The organism is Verrucomicrobiales bacterium (assembly GCA_016793885.1).
Classification (GTDB): domain Bacteria; phylum Verrucomicrobiota; class Verrucomicrobiia; order Limisphaerales; family UBA11320; genus UBA11320.
Map to the genome: position 1 here is coordinate 1 of JAEUHE010000195.1, position 22,825 is coordinate 22,825.

The window sequence follows — 22,825 nt, forward strand, 5'->3', positions numbered from 1 at the left end:
ATTGAAGCTCAAACCCTACACAGCCTCCTTTGGGAGATCAGAGGCGGTGCCAGGGTGTTGTCAGACAAAACAGTTTTGGTGGTCGATGAGGCGGCGATGGTTGGCACCAGGCAGCTTCTCACCGTGCTGAAGCTCTGCAACGAGGCTGGTGCACGCTGCGTTCTTGCCGGAGACGACCGTCAACTCCAGGCGGTGGAGCACGGAGGCGGGTTCTCAGCCCTACTCAATCGCCTCCCCTCTTCAGAACTCACAGAAATATTTCGCCAGAAAGAACCTTGGGCACGTGAGGCGGTGAAAGAGTTCTCAAAAGGTAATTCAAAAGCCGCTTTTGCTTCTTACCAGGACAAAAACCTCGTCGCGCAGGCTGCCACGGAACCAGAGGCTTTGGCACGACTGGTGAACGATTGGAGGAATCGGGGCGGAATTGACCATCCTGACAAGCAAGTCATCCTTGCTCCCACCAACAACGTTGTCGATGAGCTGAACCTGCTCGCGCAGGCTCAGCGACTCCAAGCAGAAGCGCTTGCTCCGCAGGCTTTGGAGTCCGAAGGAGTGCGGTATTTTGTTGGAGATCGCGTGATCTTCACCCTTAACGATCGCCAACTTGGCCTATGGAATGGTGACACCGGAACCGTTCAATCGATCAGGGACGGAAAACTTGTTGTATATTTGGATTCTCACGAGACGCGGGAGATAGATCTGAAGCGATATACCGACATACGATTGGGATATGCCTTCACCGTGAATCGAACTCAAGGGGCGACGATCGATAACTCCCTTGTTTACGCTTCAAACCAAAATCGGGAGCTCGCCTACGTGGAGGCGAGCCGGGCGAAAGACAGCACCCGCTGGTATCTCGCGGAATCGGTGGTCAAAGTAACCGAGTCGATGGAGCAATCGAGGAAAAAGGAATTCATCGCTGATCAGGTAATCACCCTTGAGCAAACTCTGACTCTCTAAGGCGAATTGGCCGACTACGCCTTTGGCCTGCCTGCGGTTTTGATCGCGTCATAGAGCAGTTGAGCTAACCGCTGTTCGTAAAGGGCGATGCCGAGAGTATCGGTTGTTGCTGGTTTTCGAAATCGTTGAATATCCGGAGTCAATCGACGAAGTTGTTCGTCAGCGTTTTCGAGCAGCAGCATTGTGGCTCGGATGAAATGGCTCAGATTGTTGTGATCGCCTGAATATTCTTGTGTCATCGTGTGCCACTTCCGGCGCTCGCTCATGGAGCAGCGGAATCGAACTGAGGTGGTCTTCAGCTCCTTGTCGACCGGCACGTCAGGAACTTGCTCCCTTTCACGCAGGGCCAGGTCAGGCGATGACGCTTCTTCCTGCTCGACCGCATGTAAAGTGTGGTTAACGATATTGGTATTCGGCTCCAGGGGAGTTGCGGCAGGTTGCAGAACCCGCCTCAGACGATCGCCTACTGGATTATAGTTATCGGGAAGGATCGGTGCTCGCTTAGCCATTGGCTGCTACCTCCGAAGAAATCTGCACCGAGTGCTTTATTCCAAGGAATTTTTCAATGTTGGTCTCAAAACTCACTGCCAAATCCCTGAAAGCCTGGCAAACGGTGTGCGTTGAATCGACTCTGAAAATTGTAGTCCCTTGGGTTTGTGCAGTGGGCACGATGGTCGAACGCGGAATGACCGGCAGAAGTTGATAGTCTTTGAAGGTTCCTGCCACGTAGGCCACCAGTTCTCGGCTGAGTCTGGTTCGACTTTCCACCGCTCCGATGGCGATCCCTACTAACTCAAGTTTTGAATTCCCGTATTTTCGAACTTCCTCGATGTCATGCAAAGCTTCGTTGAGCCCTTGAATCGCTAGTCCCTCCGGAATCGCGACCAGGAGAAAGCCGTCGGCGGCTTTGTATGCTGCGATGATCGGCAACGGGGCGCTGGGAGGAGTATCCAAGAAAACGTAGTCATAATGCCCCCGGAGCTTTTCGACCACGGGCTTCAAGCAGTCGTGCAACGGCACCGGGTCGAACTTGGACTTCTTGGTTCGGAGCCTCTCATCAAGACTTTCGAGTTTACGAGAACCCGGCAGCAGATGAACCCCTTCTGGTAGCTGATTGTCTTCGTCCTCGTGAGTGATAATCACATCGAGCGGCTCCTCATCCCCCACCAAGACTTCAAAGGTGCCTAAGAAACCCTCAGGTTTAATTCCAAAGTGTTTGGTCGAACCCGCGTTGACGTCCAGATCAACGATGAGCACTTTCCGCCCCAATTCAGCCAAGGCGCACGCAAGTTGAACCGTGATGGTCGTCTTGCCGACTCCACCCTTCTGGTTTCCGATCCCGATTATCGCGGTCCTCGGCCCTGAAATTTCCACGATCGAATGGCCCTCCATAAAGTTTTCTCCTAAGAAAAATTGCTGCCTGATAAGGATACAAGGATACGTATCCTTGTAGGCACAAGGATACAGGCTCATCAGAGCACGAAGCCTTTCAGATCGCAACCCATCTACCACCTATCTCTACGAAAATAATCACAATTCCTAGATCTGATAGGGCTACGTAGCGCTATGAACACAAGGATACAAGGATACGTAGCTCCAGGGACACAAGGATACGTATCCTTGTAGCTACAAGAACCGCGACGATTCACTTTTACTGTTGCGGGAAAGTGCTGAACGAGATTTAACCGAACTGCGGGCAAAAAAAAGGCCAGCGCACCAACGCTGGCCTTTCAAATGATCACCCGAACGAACCGGAGGCAACCGGATATACGGATAGGATTGATGTTTATCTTGGTTGCGGTGCCTTCGTCAACGGGTCGAATTTTGACCGGCGATCACTTTTGCGGAGGCGACCCATGCAATCAGGCTACAAAACCATAACCCCAATCCAATTCTCAAACATCCTGTGGCTCATGGAGGAGGGGACACTCTCCAAACGAGACGCGCAAGCCTACTTCGGCTGCTTTGCCCTGGTTGCAATCCGCGAAGCCGCCACGCGCTACAAAAAGCGCCGCCGCGAAAAACCCAGTGATTTTCCGCGCTACCGATTAAACGAACTCGTGCGTTTAACCGAACTCCCACCAAGAGCCGTTAAACGCTCAGTATCAAGATTGCGAAAACAAGGGCTAGTAGACCATAGGGAGGGTCAAATTTTCATCACTACGGAGCCGCTACCAGGCTCTAATGAGCTCTTAGAATCTCTCTCCTGCCGAAGGAGCCCAAAACGACCCATCCCAGTTCCGCGCTCGGCAATCCGGTTCCTTGCCGGTAACCCCACACTGAGCCTCACCAAAACTTTGATTGGTTACCTGGTCCGGGGGCTTTCTATCTCAAAACAGGGGGGAGAAATTTCAAACCGAGGCACTGCCAAGGTTTCCTGGATTTCGGAAACGATGGGCTTAAGCGAGCGAGCGGTCAGATACGCTCGAAAAATTCTCATTGAGCTTGGGTGCATTGAGAGTGACGAGGGGTCCCATCAGCTAAAATTAAACCGGGACGGAGCCTATTTTGTGCTGAATCTTGAGTGCACATTCGTGAAACGAGAGAAGAAAGTCACTGAAACGGTGCCGGATTTTGCACCCCTCCCCCTCGAAAAATGCACCGATTTTGCACCCCCTAATAAAGACAAGAAAACTTCTATCGAAATTAAACACCAGAAAACTTTGCTTCCAGCCAAGCCAGCTGGTGTTTTTTTAGAACGGAAAGAAAATCCAAACCTTTGGGATATCAAACCCGAAGACCTGTGGCACTTTGGAAGGCTTGAAGAACTTTACTTCCAAGCCTCCAAGGCAGGATGGATTAACCCCAGCGAAGCGATGGCGTTAAATTTCTTGGCAGCGGCGGTGAGGGCTCGGGAGGTGGGGAACGACCCGCCCCGGTTCTTCGTGGCGCTTATCCGAAAAGGGCTTTGGAGTCACATCACCCAGCCGCAAGAAGACCGGGGAAGGGCGGCACTTGTGAAATATCGGGAGGAAAATCCTGACCGCTTTAGGGTCCAAGAGTTCCGGGAGGCGGCGTAGTGAAGTTCTCTTTGGAGGGGATTACTTTTAATGGGGAACGCGGGCGGGGGAGGGGAGCGCCGCGTTCGAAATCAGTTTACCCTTGTGCTCTAGGTCCGCACGGCCCCATCTCCGGATTGCGCGGGACAGGAATCGATGGCGCAATCCTAATACTCGTTAGGCAGTAAGAGACAGGTGGAGCTCCGGTCAGCTTCTGTGATGATCCAAAATTTGGTTCCATCCCTAGTTTCATAAGCCGAGAGGATTCGAAACCCCTCACGAACAGAGAGGTCATTTTCCTTCCAGTCCGCCGTTTTGACGATGCCCCAATCTCCTCTGCTGTGACGTGAGAGAGCAGCCATGACTTCATCCTGGGGGATGGCTTCTAGCGCTCCGGGGGTGATGACCACCTGGCCCAGGGGAAAATTGACCGTGGCTTTGGGAGGCGTCAGCCCTCCAGGCGGCGAGCCTTTGGCAGGGGAGCTGCCGTGGGCTTGTTGATGTCTTGGGTCGGCCCCTGGTCCCATGTGGAATCTCCTTCTATGACTCGGTGTGCGGACAAGCACCCTTTACCATATCGCGGATGAAACGGGAATAGCTCCCTCGGGTACGTCCCGTGGCTTGTTCCCATCACCCAACAAACGCAACCCGACTTTGTTCGTCGCTGCCGGACCGCCCAGGGTAATTGTGCCTAGAGACACTAACCCCTCTCACGCGACCCCGACTTGGAGGGGATTGGACCTGACAAGATTCGGCGGGTGATGTGTCTTCGGGTTGCAACCAAAAGCTGAGGCGTGGCGGATAGGTTCGCGTGGTCATCTCCGCGACACCCGGCCGGAGATGCCCCTTCCGCCCATGACTCACGACCAACGAGAACTGCTAAATCTTCGAACGCTGCCAGCCAGGCTTTCGGCTGCCGAGGCGGCGGCATTCCTGGGGTTTCAACTTCACGACATCCCGGTGCTCGTCGCCAAAGGCGTTCTTTGCCCCCTGGGACGGCCTGAGAGGAATGGAAGTAAGTGGTTTGCCACTGTGGCACTCCGACGCATCGCCGAGGACGAGAAGGCGCTGTCGCGGGCTTGTGAGGTGATTCAAAAGCGGTGGAGGGCAAAAAATTCCCGTGGGCTCGGACGCGTGAGGGGAGACCAGGCGGCGGGGTAGGTCGGGGACGGGACTGTTTTGAATCACCGGCGGGGGGACCCATGACGGAGCGGGCAGCGTCAGTCTGGCGCAATTCTCCATCCCTTCGCTCTGTTCCTGTCTGCCCCAATCCCTCTCCGGTTCCGCTTGTTTGAAGCCTCCACTTTCGGCTCGTTCTGCCTCCTTCCACCGGCAGCTTTCTTCCCGTTTTCCTGCTCTGATTTTCTCCGACCAGCAGCCTTCCTTTTTTGGGGGACACCAACCTCCATCAGAGATGGAGGAGTTCGAAAAGGACCCTGCTTGCTTCAATAACCGATGCGTCACCTAGTCATGTTGCTTCATCCCTCCCGATCGCCAAGGGTCCATAGAGGGTGAAGCCGATTTTGAAATGTTTCACTTCGTCCATTCGGCCGGTGAGGCTACCCCGTCGGACCAGGATGTCGTTCTCCAACTCGGCCGAGTAAACGAACCGATTATCGTGCGCGCCGGGGCTGAGTTTACCCTCGAAGATTTTCGGCGCAGCCTGTTCGCCCAGATAAAGGCACCTGACTTTCTGCCGTCTATCCCAGGGTAGGTTCCGGGATCTCAAGGCTTGAAAGGAGGCTTCTGCCTCGACGAATTTGCCTCGGTTATATTGGGCTACACCTAGATAGAAAAGCCATAAGGTATCTCGTGCAAAACGAGGGTTCCTCAGGATGTGATAAAGATCACTCTCGAACTGTTCCCAACTTACGGGCCCTCTGTCTCGGTTTAAAAGCCATTCAACGATTAGCTCCACTCGGCACAGGAGCAGTTCATCCCTCGGATCCTTGCTCGCGTCATTGATGAGCTTAAAGCAGTCTCTGAGAAACTCATCCGTTTTCTTAAACAATGACCCACGTTTGTCCTGAGTCGCCTTAGTTAGAAGTATCCTGGCCACAAAGGCTAGGGGTGTCTGGTCGCCGGTTTTCTTGAAAGCTTCGAAAGACTGACCTCGAATTATGTCGAGATCCGGCTGAGCCATCAGTATGTCCTGTCTCAAATCTTGGAACATCTTGGTGCTTTGAGCGGTTTGTTCACTGATCTGCCCATCCGGCGATGAATGTGCGACTAGGAGGAGGGCACGGCCCACGATCCGTGCTGCTCGTTCTATGTTCGTCCAGAACGCCCCGCGATTTGTCCCCCTGACGGCGGCGGCGACCGTTAGCAGGGTCTGGGCGTGAACGTGGTGGGAATGTAAAGAGAACTGGTCGATTTCAAGAGCCGCTGACACGTGTTCGAAGACGGTTTCTCCGCCATCGGCTGCGTCCACCCTCTTCTCCTTGATCATCTGATTGAGAGCAGCGGCTGCCGAGGTGTGCAGATTATCGGCCTGGTCTTGATCTGCAACAGTATGATCCTGGCTTCTGGCAATGAGTCGACGTAGCTCATCATAGACCTCTTGGCAGTCTCCACCGAGTTTCCGCTTTGCAAGGCACCGGTGATGCTCTACGACCCCTAGAGGTTTCGGGTAAGCGGAGACAGCTGCATCGTAGAGTTCCATGGCCTGCTGGTAATTGAATCTCCTTTCGATGAGATGTCTGCGTTCAACCAAGATGTCTAGTATGAACGTGCGATATTGAGGGCTTGTAGAACTGCAAGCACTCAAGAGCCGTTTAAGACAACGGAATTCTCCGGTGTGCCCGGCCGTCCCATGGTTGAGCGTACGAAGCAGTACCTCTGTTACGATATGATTCCGCGTCCGGTAGGCATAAGTTTCTGCGCTGGGGTAGCTGTCTTCATAAAGAAGTCCCCAGAGAGGCTTTCTCTCGCAACAATTCTCAGCCCATTCACCATAGGATATCCCCAGCGCGCTCACGAGCACCTCGACCGGTAGAGGAACGCTATCAAAACCCGACGCAGTCGTCACGAACTCGTAAGCGGCCTTAGCTACGCTCTTAGAGGCACTCGCGGCCTTCGCGAAACTCTTAATCAGCGTTTCGGTTTCTCCCAAGCGTCGGTATTCCCCAACCAGTGATTCCTCGATCGCAGATTGGGTCGACGGCAGAAGATACCAAAGAGAACACAAAACATCTCTGCTGTGCTTTACCCCCGGAGCCAGCATCATCTGTTTAGCTCTCTCAACGTTTTCCGCCACGCCCAGTGTGACAAGGTAATCAGGCAACCTCTCGAGCTCCGAGTTGGAGAACTCGGGCGAAACCTCGACGATATTCTCATCCGGGATCGGTTGAGCCAAGCCGTCCTTCACCGGAATTGTTTCGTCTGTCTTCCTGCTCGCAACGATTATCAGCCAGGCGAATTTAGCTTTTCCCAGGGAGATGATGATCTCATTGAGTTGTGTTCGGTTACCGATCGGGTCGTCGAGGAACACTATGACTTCGGTGTTCCTACGACGGATTGCTTCGTTTAGCGTTGTGACTACAGAGTCGAAGCGATGACCTGACACCTCTCCGTAGGAACGCTTCACCCACACACAGAGCTTGGACTGTTGAGCTAGCGCAAACGCGACAGTTCGCATGATAACCGTCTTTCCAATACCTGCCTCGCCCTTGAGCTGAAGCACAGGGGATCTTTCGGCTTGCGGTGTCCTGAGGAACTTGGTGACTAGAACCTCGATATCTGAACAGACATCTCGCACGAACTCGAGACCGAGGGCGTATGGCGCCCAGTCAAGGTGCGTAGGGCGAAACAGCGAGTCTTGTAGTCGGTTGCGTTCGGCGGCATTCGCTCGGACCTCATCTTTCCGGGGAACGTAGGCGACTTGGTCCTCAATTTCCGCGAATACCTTCGGGTCAATCAACCCCTTGGTGGGTTCCGCGAACAACGGTAACGAGCGAATATCTAGATTTGTTTTGCTTAGGGCGTTGCAGAGGTCCGACAAACTGCATTCGGCCGTAATTATCTCGGAGAAAGGTCGCACAAGGTTGCGGAAGGTGGCATTCGTGGCAGTTGGATCGGTTTCTAAGAAGATCAATTTTCGGGGAACTTGCGGTTGAAGCTTCAGTAACTCATTCATGAAGTCACACACGCGTTCAACGATCGTGGCCGTCCCCAAAAAGATCAAAGGATCGTTCTTGATGATGCTAGGTAGTGACTGGAGCATCCGTGCCCACTGGCGCTGTCGCCTGAGATATTGGGAGCGGCTAATAGCTAGGCTGGACAAATCGCGGTTGTCTCGGATGTCACCCATCAGTGCATAATATGGCACGCTCGTCAGTGACGGCGTGGTATCCGGTTCGGCGATTGTAGTTAGCGTCCATTTGGACGGCGTAGCGTACAACGCGTCCATCATTTTGGTTCGTAGAAAATCATCGCACCCGAGAGAGACGATTACTGTCCAGTTCGCTTTCGTAATCGCGTCCAGTTGGGGATTGGCGAACGCCGCATTGGTGAATGCAGACTGGACGTCGTTACGCAGCTTTGTTTCTGATGCGGTTCCGGCAGCGCTTACCAGATCAACGTAGTCCAAAAAACTTGAGCATGGACAATCGATATCAAGATCGGGATGAAGGCTCTTGAGTTGCTTGAGGCATTCTACTTCTCGACCTGGCGCTGTGCTCATTCCTGGACCGAAAACTAGACCAGGCCCACGACGGATTTGTCCCTGGAGCTCTTGGATGGAGATTTTCATTTTGTCTTGGGAGATAACTGAAATGCAGTCCTGAACAAGAGAGGTGTGTGGGCCAACTCGAATAGGCGAACCCATTCACCCCTTCTGGTTAAGTCACGTCCCGGGATCGGTATGGAATCAAACAGATGTGCTAACATGATTGCAGGGGAGAGTTTTGTTGAGGCGAATGCGCGGATAGTTACGGTATCGATTGAGTCATCGGCGGTTGTCTTATCAGCCAGCAAAACAGGACCGTTGAGGACAACGATGCAGTCTGGGAAACAGTCACGATCGAGATGGTTCGTTCCTTGTGTCTTCGACACTTTAGCGATTGCGTTCTCAAGAATTTTCGATAGTCGTTTCCCGTCAAGCGACGCTTCCGATACAAAAAAAACCGCCCCAAACCATGGCTTCACTGTCGAATTGTAATCACAGACCAGGCGGTTATTTGTCGTACCTGACCTCATAACTTCAGATAGTTCATTCACCCCGAATTTAGTCTTCACGTGCAATTGGCCCCGGACACAGGAAGGGGGGGCAACTATCAAGTTACCCTCCGTAAACCAAGGCATTTCACTTAGCGCGTCGGTGATCAACACGTCTATTTCTGATGACACTCGGCGCTCGTCCTCTGGTGGACAGATAAACCCGCGACTAACCCTCAATGTGGGAGGCAGGTGTCGAAGGAGGAACTGCCTAATCAGTTCCTCCTTATGATGCCCATCGCTAAGCCAATGCGCATCCCCGATAAGCTTGCGCACACGGTCGGCTCGTGAAAGTAGCTCTTCTGACCAACTCTCCAAGCAGGCCAATGTATTTCGAGTCACGCTCATCGACTTTAATTACGCTTGTCGCTTTGTGAAGCAGATTCCAGCCTGAACGACTAGGCTATCGAGGTTTTGGCACATACCACCTGCCTCTGTTCTCCGAACCGAGAATGACCACGATCGATTGGAAAAAGCTTCTCCTCCGCCATTCGTAAGTCCCCCTATCAGCGATAGGAGTTGGTGTCCGACCCAAAAATTTGAGATTGGCCTGCTCTAGACTGAGGCCGAAATCCACCGCGTCAAAGGGAAGTGTGAGTATCACCGCTGTCGTCCGAATTGGGTTCCTGGAACGAGTTGGGCGGTGAGATCGGTAAGCAGAGCCGGAGGCTGAACGCCTCCGCAATCCTTGAAAAGAAGTACTCCCGCAGCCGGGAGCTGCGGGAGTATGAATTTCGGGGCCAGAACCAACCCAGTGTCCGGGGTCCGCCGATTCGCCGGGCCAAGGCTCAAAGGCTTACCAAATCACCGGTGTGAAGTTCCGCGATTGATTGGTCGCCGGTGCTTTGATCCAGAAGCCCTTTAGAAACGAGGAGGTGATGTTCCCGGAAGAGGCGACATAATTCGTCGTCATGCTCCCATCCGAGTTATTCACCTTCCCGATAATGGCTCCATTCACCGAAGCCGGAGAACCAAATCCTAGGCTAGTGAATGTATGGGCGAAGTCAACGCTGCCCTCACCGTCGAGCCCCACAGGACCAACCAATGCCAATTTGTTCGAAGTAATAAGGGTCGAGATCCCCGTTAGGCTTCCTTTAATGATGATATTGGACTGATTGCTCGGGCTATATACGACACAAGCCTCCCCCGGACCGGCGGTAAAAGGGTCCTCCCAAACCCCAGGATCGAAAAGTCCGAGCGAAGCCGTGTTCCAGCCCCCCGCGTTACTATCCCATTGGTAGCAGACCGTGCCGTCCGCCAGAGCTGCAGGCCCGTTGGTGGTGAAGATCGCCAGATTTGTGGGCGACCAGGAAGCGTAGGGGTTGTTTAGGGTGGAGTAGTTTGTTGAGATACTCACCAGGTTCCACCCAAAGCCGTTCGCAGATTCAAGGCCTCCGGAGGATTTCGCCCTGAAAACAGTATTCGAGCCAGCAGCTGTTGCCGTGCCCCAGATGCCCCGGCCGTTCACGTCGAGCGTGATCGAGCCATCAGAGGAATTTGTAAAACTCCAGGAGTTTCCTCCCGTGTTGGTGGCGTATCCGCCCGTGGAATATTGCGTCCACGCCCCGCTCGATCCGGACGTGGGGCGGCTCCAACCCCAGACGAAGACCTTGGTGTTGGTGGGGCCGGAAAGAGTGACCGCCACGGAGGTGAGACTGGGTTTCACGACGTCGGTGATGGTTAGTGTTGCGGCCGTGGATGAGGAAACGACACTAAGAACAACCAGCAATGCGTTGAGTGTTTTCATGAGGGAGTGTTCCTGCCTTTGTTGATGTGAGAGCCCGTCACCCATATGCGATGACGCGTCCTTGCGAAAGGGATATAAGAGCCACGTTCAGAAGGTCAATGCATTTTTAATCGCGCGCAGAAAAGTAACGAAGCGCCGATAGATTCTGAAAATCGTCCGTTAATCTTGAGAATATTTGGGAACTGATCGGCCTCCAAACAATTGCTGTAAGGTTCCGCGCCTTGCGAGCGTATTTACTTTGGGTGACGCCTCTCATGCCAAAAGATCGCAGACAGCAGCTGTTGTTTTTGCACCGCCAAAAATATTTGGGCGCCGGTGAAATTTTTCTTGTGCCGATCCTAAATCGGCGTATTTTTTCATCAACAAAGCCAAGGTCAGGTATAAAATCATGAATGGATCTCGTGATGAAAGCTGGAGCAAGGAAAAATGATGCTGATCTTCCATGAATCTTGCCCACTCGCATCCGTGGTCGCGCGCTCTGAACTATTCTTCCGGCCTCCTGTTGGTATTTTCCCCAGTGTAGAAAGCCTCTTCTTGAATCTATGAAAAGCACCTTCCTTTTTCTTTTGGCTCTCGCGCTTCCGTCGATGGCGCAGGAAATTGAAGTATTGGAAAGGGGGGTAGACCATCGGGTGGTGCGTACGGTGCGCGAGGAACTCAACTCCAAGGGGGAAGCCTACATGGCGACCAACCGCTATGTGGAACTGGCCTCTTCGATGCATTACTTCGATGGGAACGATTGGCAGGAATCCAAAGCGGAATTCAAGCTGCAGCCCGGCAAAGCGGTTGCCGACACGATGCCTCACAAAGTGAGCATTTCCGCCAATCTCAATACCGAAGGAGCCGTGGTTCTAGAGACTCCCGATGGAAAACTGTTTCGGAGCACGCCTCTTCTGGTGGCATTCCGAGATACCGGCTCTGGAGAGATGGCGTGGGTTGGTAAAATTCAAGATTGCGCCGGTGAACTGGTTGCACCTAATCAAATTGTCTTTTTCAATGCCATGGAAGGGATCAAGTGTGCCATACGCTTCACCGTAACAAAGTATGGATTTGAGCAGGACCTGGTGCTCCAAGAGCCGCTAAGTTCTTCTGACTATGGTCTTAAAGAGAACCCAAATGTAAGGTTGGAGCTTTGGTCCGCCTTCGTAGAGAGCCCCGATCTTGTTGAGACGAAAGTCGGGAAAGCGGGGTCGATGGATGACGTTTACCTAGATTTTGGCTCACTTCAGATTGGCAACGGAAGGGCGTTTACAATCGGCTCAGAAGAGGTTGAAGCGCCCGTAGCCAAAGCATTCGGCCCCATCGAAGGTGACGATCGTCTGTTCTTGGTGGAAGCCATTGCTCAGGAAGATCTGCAGCCGATGATGGAGTCACTGCGGCAGGCACAAATTGGAAAGCCGAAAGAAGCGGTGAAACGGTTGGCGAGACGGGTCACCAAACAAGCGAAGGATTTGGTTGCTCAGGTCGACCGGTTGGATAAATCAAGGGACCTTCAAACCGCTAGCATTCGTCGCAGTGACCGAGAGTTGGGCTCGGCTGTGATTTTGGACTACTCTACTGTAAACGGGTCTCTCGGAACCTTCACCTTCCAATCGGACACCACATACTATATCAGCGGAAACACCACCTTCGGAGGGGCTGGCACGGCCGTGCGTTTTGAAGGCTCCTCGGTTCTCAAGTACACGAATAACGTGAAGCTGACGATCAACAACCCCATCTCCTGGAAAGGCGGGGACCAATTTCGGCCTGTGGTAATGACGGCGGTGTCTGATCACTCGGTGGGTGAAAAGCTCAACAATGCCACCCTGAGCGGCCGGTATGCCACGGCGGCGCTGGAGATCAATGCGTCAACGTCGGTATCCGATGCTAAGCTCAAAAACTTTCGCATCTGCAATGCTCAGGTAGGAATAATTCTCAACGGTCGAACCGGGCACATCCTCGATCATGGTCAGTTTGTAAACTGTGGCTATGGGGTAAAGATGCTCTCGAGCTCAACCACCCTTCTTCGCAATTGCCTCTTTTCCTCTGTTACCACCAATTTGAGCGGGAGTGGATGCACAGTTCGTGCAGAACATATCACCGCCAATGGCGGCACCTATTTTCAATCAGATCTGGGCACACTGTATCTCACCAACTCGCTCCTCGTGGCGGTGACCAACCCCGGCGCTACAAATAATTTCCAATATGTCCAGACGCCGTCCAGTTCGAGTGGGGTCTTTGCAAGCGTAGGCTCTGGGCAGTCTTATTTGGCGGGCGCCACCTACCGAGACCAAGGAACCACCGTCGTAAGCATTCTGGCAGACATTCAGAAGAGAACAACCTATCCGCCAGTCGACCTGGTAAATGGATTCTCGATCCCAACTGTTCTGGGGCCGCGCGCTGAGCGAGATGTCAGCCTTCCTGATCTTGGATACCATTACGATCCGCTGGACTACACTGGGGAGGAGCTGACGCTCACCACTACTTTGGTGCTGACCAACGGCGTGGCTTTTGGATTACACGGGGAGAATGGCTTTAGCATTGTCAGCGCCAGTGCCAAACTCATCAGTGAAGGGCGGCCGGATGATATGAACCGGATTGTGCGCTATAACTCAGTGCAGGAACAGCCATCCGTTTGGGGCTCGTATATCGTTCCGATGTCGATGATCAGCGTGGTTTCATCACTTACTCCAAGTCCGGAAGTTCGAATGCGGTTCACCGAAGTATCGCTGCCGGGGACAACGGTTTCCGGAACCGAAAAGTTTCTGCACGCTGCGCCCTCAGTGAATGTGGTTTGGATCGCGCGGGACTGCTTTTTCGCTAATCTCTATGAGAACTTTCTGAACAACTCACCCACGGTCTCACAAGGAATCTACCTGACAAACAATATCTGGATTCGTCCGAAGCTTTCTATCCAGAATAATCAGACAACGACTGGTTATCCTCTCAACGTGGAGTTCAGGAACAACCTTTGCATCGGTGGAACTGTCTCGCTCACTCGAACCAACCACGCGAGCGCCGTTTACAACGTAAAGGACAATCTCTTCGATACCGTGACCCTGACGGCAAGCGCAACGGGGATTGGCAACAGTAACAATGGCTACAAGGGAACGACCGTGCTGCCAGGCGGATCCGGCAACGATCTGGTGCTCACGACGACCGACTACCAGACTAGTGGACCACTAGGGCCTTACTATTACAACACCACCGCCTCAGCCACGAACACTCAATACCTCTTCAATAAAGGGAGTGTGTCCGATGCAGCCACGGTCGGTTTTTACCATTACACGGCACGCACCGATCAACTGCGAGAGACGAACAGTATTGTGGACATCGGGTTCCGGTATATCGCTACGTCCGGCTCGTCGAGCACCACTCCTAAGGACTCAGATGGGGACGGAATTCCGGATTATTTAGAAGATACCGACGGTGACGGCGTGGTCGATTCCGGAGAACTCAATTGGGGCAGCGCCACCGACTACGGGCTCTGGATTTATCTGACCGCTCCGAAGACCACGAGCAATATCCCCTAAGGAAAAGCGCCCGAACTCTCACGCACACATTTTCTGCCTATGACAAAGAAATGGAAACTCAGCCTGTTGAGGATACTCCTGTTAGCGAGTGCGGTCTACGTGGCAGGCGTGGCTGGCGGAGCAACTTTAGACATCGACACCGGCGACCCTTTAACTTGCCCCCCGAGTAATTCGTTCTGGTGGTCCAATGAGCGAGGAAGCGCTTTCTATTCCTACTGCACCGATCCCCGGGACGAGGGAGCCTGCGACGGCAAGGGGCAGAACGGGGAGACGACCGGCAACGCCTCTACTGGCTGCTGCGGAGCCTCCGCCGAGAAAGGAAAAGAGGAATGCGACACCTGCCGAGATCCCGAGGCCGGGGGTGGTTCCGGGACCAACGGGGAGGATCCGGCCGACAGCAGCACGGAAGCTGGACGGAAAATTAACAAAGATCAAAGCTGCCAGGACTGCCCCGAAGCAGGGATGCCGCTCTGGTCTGTGGAAGAACCTTTGCTCTCGGTTCGCCTGGTTGACGTCCCGATGTGGTATAAACCTGCCTTCGGACCGCAAATGGCCCTCAAGCTACATTATAAAAGCCTGGAGGGAAGCTTCGGACATGCCGACACACGGCAAGCAAATGTTTTCGGATTCGGGCCAGGCTGGTCGACCCCCTGGCGCTCATACATCCGAGCCAAGGCTGGCTCTAGCCCCGCTGAAGTGTGGGTCTTCGACGGAGTGGGCAACGTTCGCAGCTATTTAGTCGGATCCCCCAGCGACAACGCTCCCTACTATCAAAAAAAGACCGGAGCTTTTGTAGAGACTGACACCGTGGGTTATGTCCTAACTCACAACAATGGGGCCAAGGATTTTTACGCCGAGGAAGTAGAGAATAATTCTAACGGGGCAGGAAATGGCGAAAAAATCTATTTTCTCTCCAGGAGAGAGGATGCAATCGGGCGGGGGCTCACCTTCAACTATTCGACCACTACTATCGGTGGTTTCGATCAGATGCGTCTCACGAATATCGTTGATGCGGCGGGGCTTAGTACAACGTTTACGTATACCAACGTGGGTCCTATGAACAGCCTGATCCACAAGGTGACAAACCCACACGGTTTTGCCGCGATGATGCTCTATGACGCCAACGGGCGGCTGGAAACAGTCGTTGATACGATTTCGCTAACGAGCAAATTTGTCTATGACGGGACTGATCGCATTACCAGCGTCAAGACGCCTTACGGGACCAATCGGTTTGAATACGTTTCTCTGAGTGACACCAACTGTGTCGCGGTTCGGGTTATCGAGAAGGAAGTACGCAAACACCTTTTCGTGTTCGGTGACCTTCCTGTTGATCCCTGGCCGAACGTAGCTGATGTCATCACGAGCTTGAATAACTACATGGACATGGCGACGAATGTCCTCGCGACCACTGACTTTTTCTATAGAACGTTGGACGATCTCAAAGGTAGAGATCCCGCCGCCGTTACGAATCACCCTAGCGCTAGGTGCTCGGCTTATTGGGGACCACTGCAGTACCAGAATCTCACCAATACGATCGATAGCAGTCTTAACAACAGCACCTTTGCGATTAGTTCCGTAACGACCAACAGTTATAACCTGGCACATGTGACCAGATGGCGTGCGGCTTGGGGCGGTTTCATTAGCAATATAAAATCCTTCGAGCGGTTACCGGGGGCTAACATCAATGGAGCCGAGGTGGGGCCGTTTGTTTTCTACGCCTATGACATGGGTGCAACGCATCAAGCGGGCACCAAGGAAGGCTTTGATAATCTTCCAGCGCAGATTTTCAGAGAAACCATGTTGACAGACCCTACAGACTCTAACCTCAGAGTTTGGGACGCGACACAGATCGAGTATTATGGACTTGGCACTGTTCGACCCGGCTACGTGAAGAAGAAGATGGTGCTCGAAAGAAATGATTTTCCAGAAACCGTGCTAGGAGGACCAAAATTGTGTTTCCGTATCCATAGGCCCATACGCCCGCTTGGAGCGTGCTCAGGCAGTGGGTGCAACCGCTATACTTCCGTCATCACTCAGGATGAAAACGAGATTACTTGCATGGGAGTTAGTTCCTATTCAACGAACTGGCTGGCCAGCCTTTCTGGTACAGACGGCCGATATATCGAGATCATCGCTTTCCCGTGGGACCCTAGCACTGGGGGTGGTATCGGAGGGCCAGGCGGAGCCCCGATCCATTATGAATACCACGGGACAAACAAGGAACTCAGCAAAGTCACCTACGATGGGATAGTTGAAAAAATACGCGCGTTCAATGCCGCCGGGCAGCTCCAATCCGAAACGTTTCAGCAAACGACCGGTGGTGTCACCGTTACTCTCTGGACCAACAGTTGGACCTATCTCAACGGCTTTGTGCGAACCAACATCGATCCACGTGGACTGGCGGTCGCGTATGACACGGATCCGATGGGACGCATTACCAAGATTGGCTTCCCTGATTCGACCTATGTCAGCAATCGTTACGATCGCTTAGACCTTGTTGAAACCATCGACCGAAATGGGTTTTCAACCCGCTACGTGTATGACACGTTCCGTAAGCTTCTCTACATGACGAATGCCATGACCAATGTGGTCAGCTTTAGCTATTGCAATTGCGGGAGTTTGAGCAGCGTCACAGATGGCAATGGGCAAGTCACGAGCTATACATACGACAACCGTGGCCGTAAAACCCAGGTAACTTTCCCAGGAGGTTCATGGGTCGCCACCAAGTTCGACGCTTGGAGTCACCCGACCAATCTCACGACCTCCGGAGGAATGGAGCAGGGAATTCTCTACAACCTAAAAGGACAGGTTCGTGAAAAATGGCTAAAATCTGGAGCGAGCTGGAAATGCATCCAGGCTAATCTGTATGATACTCTGGGTCGCTTAACGACCACGACGAATGCGAGTGGCATAGGAGTTAATTTGGAGTATGACGACTACGATCGAATTACCAAGGTGATTTATCCGGACACCACATTCGACGCCCGAGCCTACACCACCAACGGTATCCTGGCCGTTACCGATGCTGCAGGCAACTCGACGACCTACGGCTACGACATATGGGGCCGCCCCATGTCTGTCTCCAGTCCGCTGGGCGATACCATCACCTACGGTCTCACCCCCGCCGGAGATCTCACTTCGCTGAAAAATGAAAGCCAAGCGGTGACACAGTGGATTTATGATCAGTATGGCAGAGTGTCCAGAAAGCTCGATGCCACGGGCAAAACGAATTTTGTCTATACTTACGACCCTGGTGGTAGGCTTACCAACCAAACCGTTCCCTCGATCATCGCCTCGGCATTCGTTTCAACTACTTATGCCTATGACAAAGTGGGGAACGTGACCAACATTGTCTATCCGACCGCTGGACAGAACGTGGGGCTGGCCTACGACAAAAACAACCGACTAGTCACGATGAAAGATCCTCTGGGGACGACTACCTGGTCGTATACTACCTTCGGGAAATTGGCATCAGAAGATGGCCCATGGTCGAGTGACACAGTCGGCTACAGCTATGGCGGCGACCGAAAGATGCAGACCATGTCGATTTCGCAGGAGGGCGGCAGCGCCTGGTCCCAAGCCTACACCTATGATGGATTCGGCAGGCTGGATAAAATCACCAACCCCATGGGTACCTTTGACTACGAGTGGACTGGGGTTTCCTCGGGCGAGTGGCTAGGTTCACTGGTGAAGAAGCTCGACCTCCCCTTCAGCAACGTCCGAACCAACAGTTACGATTCGATGGGGCGCCTCATCACTACGGCTGCGTTGTCCGGCAGCACAGTGCTAGATTCGTACAACTACGTGTTCGCCAATGCGAGCCGCATCACGCGCATGAACCGGAACGCGAATGAGTTTGCAAGCAGCAACCATATGGATTATTCGTATGATATGGAAGGCCAATTGTTGACGGCGAGCGGCTTCGAAGGCTCCGGCACGGGCACGCCTCGCGTACATGAGCAATGGGGCTATAAGTACGATCCTGCCGGTAACCTGCTCCAGCGAACCAACGGAACGGGCGCGGCCAACCAACTTGTGGAGACGTTTGCCACCAATAGTCTCAATCAACTTGTTGCGATGGGGCGCAATGCTGCCTTTACCGCTGCGGGGCGGGCAAGTCCCAGCGCTACGAGTGTGACCGTCGAGCACGGAGGGGCGGTGGTATCCGCAACTCGGTACGCCGATGGTAGTTTCGCCCGGCAGGGGATGACCCTGTCTAACGGCAACAACACGTTCATTGCCGTCGCAACGGACCCTTTGTCGCGCTCGGCCAGGCAATCCGTGACCATTTCACTTTCGACCAACCTCACCTTTACCTACGATGCCCGTGGTAACCTGAGCAACGACGGCAAGCGAAGGTTCGTCTACAACGACCGGGATGAATTGATCGAGGTTTATGAAACCAATGTCTGGCGAAGTGTTTTCATTTACGATGGGCTGCGGCGCATGCGCGTCCGTAAGGAATACACTTGGGCGTCTAGCTGGTCCCAGACCGGTGAGGTGCGATACGTCTATTCGGGTATGTTGCAGGTTCAGGAACGGAATGCGGTTAACCAGCCAGTTGTTACTTTCACCAGGGGCCTCGACCTATCGAAGAGCACCTCTGGCGCGGGTGGTATCGGAGGTCTCCTGGCGAGGTACGATCACAGCTCGGTGAGGGGGATTCTGTACCATTGTGATCTTGGCGGGAACATAACAGCACTGTTCTCGAGCAACCAGGTGTGGGCTCGCTATTCCTATGACCCCTACGGTAACATGCAAGGCAGCGTAGGTCCGCTTGCCGAGGTAAACCGCTATCGATTTAGCAGCAAGGAACTGCATGGGAATTCTGGGCTGCTCTATTACGGATATCGCTTCTATGACCCCAATCTCCAGCGGTGGGTGAATCGGGATCCGATCCAGGAACGTGGAGGCAATAATCTGTATGGTTTTGTGGGCAATTCGCCACCGAGGGGTGTCGACACCGATGGGCTCATCACATTTCTAATTTTCGATTTCGAGGGATTTTACACCGCTGGTCACGTGGGCGTGATTACAAGTTACCCCGGAGGCGGCTACACTCGATTGGATTATAACAAAGGTATTCCATACCTCAAGGAAAGTAACGATCTGGAATCGTTAATCGGACCCTCAGACGATGTTGCATTTTTTCTGCCAGATGGTGACGTTGCTCGGGCCCTGAAGGATTTCGCCGTGAAGAACAAGGGAAACAAAGAGGGGGGGGATTACGAAAATAACTGTATCACTTCCTCCCAGGATATCCTGAAGGCTGGACAGTTGAGTGTTCCTCACGAAAGAAGTCGCGTCAAGTATCCTAACGCCTGGGCCAAAGCCTTAAGCGAGGGAGGCGTTCCAGGGCAACTATTGCCCGGCGCCTCTAAGGCTGCCATTGACGCCCTACCCCAATTATTCCAGCCACCATTTCCGTTCCCGGACATGTTTCCGTGGCCCACTCAGCAAACTCGTTGGATCAATTGAAAAAAATCATTTACATCACTATCGGTTGCGCAGGTTCTGTCCCGCTCTTGGCATGGATCGCCAGTTTGATTTTCCACTGGGTCAATTTCGGCCAACCGTTTGTATTTAATCAAATGGCATACATGCCTCTCCTGGTTGTTTGCCGTCCATTGCTTGCAATTGGAAGGATAGGTTTTCGTGAGACGCACGTTGACTACTTCCTCTTAGCCGCTAAAGCCTCAATCATTTTCGGAGGAATAGCTTTTCTAGCTCTCTGCCCGATCTTGTTCGCTCTCCGCAGGAGGGCTCGAGGAGGATAACCATCGGCGATTCTCACATGCTACGTAAGTGGTGATTTAGCGACCGCCTGGCGGATATCGGCACGCTATTCACGGCACTAAATCTGAACCTAACAAATGAGATGGCTTCTTATCTTTCGATGATGGCCGGATTTATCCTGATGCGACTTCACGATCCGTCCGGTATAGCTGTGCTTGCAGGAGCGGGATGGAGTATCTAATGCTCGGCACTCGAGATCGCATTTTCGCCAAACCTTACCATGGATCGTATGAGTAGATTTTTCTCCCAACAAGATCACTGCACACAACGCTGGATGGCGCACTCAGTTCCTCTTTCGCGGCTCAGGTCATCAGCTCGATGGGTGTGAGTTCCGTCGTTCGGCCACACGATGCCACGCATCATGAATACGTCCATCAACTACCGGAGACTTGGAATTGTCCTTGCAATTGTAGTCGCCCTGGCGCTCGCAATTGCTTGGGCTACTGGCTTGTTTTCTCATCCTCGAGGGTCAGCCGCTGCGAACGCACTGATTGTAATCACGCCCTATCGTCACGCGGGCACGTGGGTCTTTGACGACCCGAGCGCAGGGCTCGTGCGCGAGCCGTTTGTGGCTGGCGTGCCTGAGATGATTGACGTGTTGGTCAAAGACATTCCGGGGGCGACCAACGGGTTTCGCCTTTTGTTTTCGGCGCAGCCCTTTCCCGCCTACCAGAAGAAGCTGACTTGGTTGCGAGGCGACATGGGCGGCAACTACTACGCAATGGATGAACCGGCGATGGAGGGCTGGATTTGCCCGGCAATGTTTCGTTACTACCAGGCCGCTCCGAGAGAGCTTTACGTGAAGGCAGAGGCGACGCGGTGAGACACGAATGGCCGCAAAGGAAAGCGTGTATTGCTGCGAAACCCAGCAAAGCCAGCAACTACCTCGCCGGGTGTGAGTGTTCCATCGTCATGGGAAGTTCCACACAAGATGTCCTGCACCTCAGTGCTTAACTGTTGCCAGCGGATTTGCCAGCAGAAGAGTAATGCCAGAGTAATGTTCGGTAGCTCACGAGTAATGTCGAATGGTCTTGATGAAAGGCCAGTTATATATGATTTTACGGGTCGATTTGAGTGCTAAGGCATTGGGAATCAGTGTCCACTAGAAAGGAGTGAAGGGCCGTCTCGGCCCATAGGGCGGGCGAACGAGGGAAAGGTGAGGGTAACCACCACTGCGCTCGGGGTCACCGTTCGACACGGACGAGGTCAAGTCCTGGTTTAAACTTGTCACTTATCCCGAAGGGGACGACGGGACGGTCGGCGACCGGGGTAGCGCCGACAGGAGACGGTCTGTGAGCACTAGCTCGCGGCTCCTGTCGTAGCGCATGGGGCCCCGGTCGTCGGGCGTCCCGCTTCCGGGGGGGACGATGGAATTCCTTGCGCATGCACCTGGATGGGAAATTGGTTGTTTAGTTTCCCGTGCGGACGGCGGTTTCCATACAGATAGATGGCTTGAGTCACCGCTTTCCGGGCCTGATCTTTCGTTTTGAACCGCTGATCCAAGTTATACTCGCCTTTGAGTATCCCATTCATCCGCTCCGCCATCGCATTCTCTGCACAGTGATCCACCTCCGTCATGCTCATGGTCACCTCCCGTTTTAAAGCCATGGCCACGTATTCGTGGCAGCAATACTGACACCCTCGATCCGAGTGGTGAATCACTTTGCGGCCCTCAGGCAACTGCTTTAACGCCATCTCAAGGGCCTTCTGGCATCCGATTGACTCCAGACTGTCGCTACAGTGGTAACCCACGATATGCCGAGATACCTTGTCCGTTAGCAGCGCTAGAAATAGGAAACCCTCCTCCGTTCGTATGTATGTCAGGTCCACAACCCACACTTCATTGGGATGGCTATACTCCCCTCCTTTGATCACGTTGGTAAACACGGGCAACAAGTGATAGGACTGCGTCGTACGTGGGCTTTCAGAGCGTTTGCGCTTGAGAAGCAGGTGATGCTCTCGCAGGACCTCAAAAAACCGATCTCGCCCCAATTTTACTCCCGCATGGGTCAGACTTCCTTTCACCAATACCATCAGTTTGCGTACCCCCAAGCGTGGCTGCAGTTTCCTCTCTCCCTTCACCAATCCTACCACCAGATCTTCCTCCACCAGGCGACGCTTCCTGAACGCCCGCCGGGTGTAATAGTTCTGTCGGCTCATCCCCAGCTTGCGACACACCCCTCTCACCGTCACTCCCGCCAGTCCGCTGTCCTGCTCTAACGCTCCGTGGGCGGCTGCCCATCTGACTTTTTTTTAAATGCCCCCACGTCCGTGATCCCTGCTCGTTCACACGCCTGTTTCGTATACTGCCGCTCCAATGCCAATTCGATATTCGCATCGGCCAAAGCAGCTTCCAGCGCACGCACTCGTCGCCGCAGCTGCTCTTTCTCATCGATCGCTTCTCGGGTTTCCACTCGTATCACCTTTCCTAGGCTCCCGTTGCCATACTTGCCCACCCACTTCTGCAAAGTAGCCTTCCCTCCTATACCATACTTGCGCCCACAGTCGGTATAATTGATTTCTCCCTTTTCCAGCTCCCGAACAATCTGCATTTTAAAGGCCTCACTGTATCGGGTTGCACCCTTCACTCCATTCGC

13 protein-coding genes are annotated in these 22,825 nt (G+C 53.4%); 6 read left to right on the forward strand and 7 right to left on the reverse strand.

Features of this window, described 5'->3' with window-relative positions; all coding sequences use genetic code 11:
- Nucleotides 1-960: AAA family ATPase (locus JNN07_22340; GenBank protein MBL9170491.1), on the forward strand; the 960-nt coding region annotated here is incomplete at its 5' end.
- 14 nt (nucleotides 961-974) lie between these two features.
- Here JNN07_22340 and JNN07_22345 read toward each other — a convergent pair.
- Both JNN07_22345 and JNN07_22350 read right to left on the reverse strand, forming a co-directional pair.
- Nucleotides 975-1,469, reverse strand: coding sequence for a hypothetical protein (locus tag JNN07_22345; protein MBL9170492.1), 495 nt, complete (start codon nucleotides 1,467-1,469; stop codon nucleotides 975-977).
- Nucleotides 1,462-2,433: a ParA family protein gene (locus tag JNN07_22350; GenBank protein ID MBL9170493.1), complete on the reverse strand. Its 972-nt coding sequence runs from the start codon at nucleotides 2,431-2,433 to the stop codon at nucleotides 1,462-1,464. Before JNN07_22350 ends, JNN07_22345 begins: the two co-directional genes overlap by 8 nt.
- A 383-nt stretch (nucleotides 2,434-2,816) precedes the next feature.
- On the opposite strand from JNN07_22350, the gene JNN07_22355 reads away from it, so the two are divergent.
- Together JNN07_22355 and JNN07_22360 are read left to right on the forward strand one after the other, a co-directional pair.
- Nucleotides 2,817-3,980: a hypothetical protein gene (locus tag JNN07_22355; protein MBL9170494.1), complete on the forward strand. Its 1,164-nt coding sequence runs from the start codon at nucleotides 2,817-2,819 to the stop codon at nucleotides 3,978-3,980.
- An 834-nt stretch (nucleotides 3,981-4,814) separates the two neighbouring features.
- Nucleotides 4,815-5,120, forward strand: a complete 306-nt coding sequence (locus JNN07_22360) for a hypothetical protein (GenBank protein MBL9170495.1) — start codon at nucleotides 4,815-4,817, stop codon at nucleotides 5,118-5,120.
- Nucleotides 5,121-5,427: 307 nt separating this feature from the next.
- Here the strand turns inward: JNN07_22360 and JNN07_22365 are convergent, their stop codons facing one another.
- From JNN07_22365 to JNN07_22375, 3 genes are all read right to left on the reverse strand, one after another.
- Nucleotides 5,428-8,709, reverse strand: coding sequence for a hypothetical protein (locus JNN07_22365; GenBank protein MBL9170496.1), 3,282 nt, complete (start codon nucleotides 8,707-8,709; stop codon nucleotides 5,428-5,430).
- Between the two features lie 1,260 nt (nucleotides 8,710-9,969).
- Nucleotides 9,970-10,920: a hypothetical protein gene (locus JNN07_22370; protein MBL9170497.1), complete on the reverse strand. Its 951-nt coding sequence runs from the start codon at nucleotides 10,918-10,920 to the stop codon at nucleotides 9,970-9,972.
- A gap of 252 nt (nucleotides 10,921-11,172) precedes the next feature.
- Complete coding sequence (locus JNN07_22375; protein ID MBL9170498.1) at nucleotides 11,173-11,364, reverse strand: hypothetical protein; 192 nt, start codon at nucleotides 11,362-11,364, stop codon at nucleotides 11,173-11,175.
- A 98-nt stretch (nucleotides 11,365-11,462) separates the two neighbouring features.
- On the opposite strand from JNN07_22375, the gene JNN07_22380 reads away from it, so the two are divergent.
- The 3 genes from JNN07_22380 to JNN07_22390 all read left to right on the forward strand — a co-directional run bounded on the left by JNN07_22380 (nucleotide 11,463) and on the right by JNN07_22390 (nucleotide 21,051).
- Entirely contained in the window at nucleotides 11,463-14,432 is a 2,970-nt protein-coding gene (locus JNN07_22380; protein MBL9170499.1) for a hypothetical protein, read from the forward strand.
- 39 nt (nucleotides 14,433-14,471) lie between these two features.
- On the forward strand, nucleotides 14,472-19,910 hold the full coding sequence (locus tag JNN07_22385) for an RHS repeat-associated core domain-containing protein (protein MBL9170500.1): 5,439 nt from the start codon (nucleotides 14,472-14,474) through the stop codon (nucleotides 19,908-19,910).
- Between the two features lie 766 nt (nucleotides 19,911-20,676).
- Nucleotides 20,677-21,051 (forward strand): hypothetical protein, encoded by a 375-nt coding sequence (locus JNN07_22390; GenBank protein ID MBL9170501.1) that lies wholly within the window; start codon nucleotides 20,677-20,679, stop codon nucleotides 21,049-21,051.
- 476 nt (nucleotides 21,052-21,527) lie between these two features.
- Here the strand turns inward: JNN07_22390 and JNN07_22395 are convergent, their stop codons facing one another.
- Nucleotides 21,528-22,388: an IS3 family transposase gene (locus tag JNN07_22395; GenBank protein ID MBL9170502.1), complete on the reverse strand. Its 861-nt coding sequence runs from the start codon at nucleotides 22,386-22,388 to the stop codon at nucleotides 21,528-21,530.
- Nucleotides 22,389-22,444: 56 nt separating this feature from the next.
- A complete protein-coding gene (locus tag JNN07_22400) occupies nucleotides 22,445-22,780 on the reverse strand; it encodes a transposase (GenBank protein MBL9170503.1) in 336 nt (111 codons plus the stop codon).
- Nucleotides 22,781-22,825 lie beyond the last annotated feature (45 nt).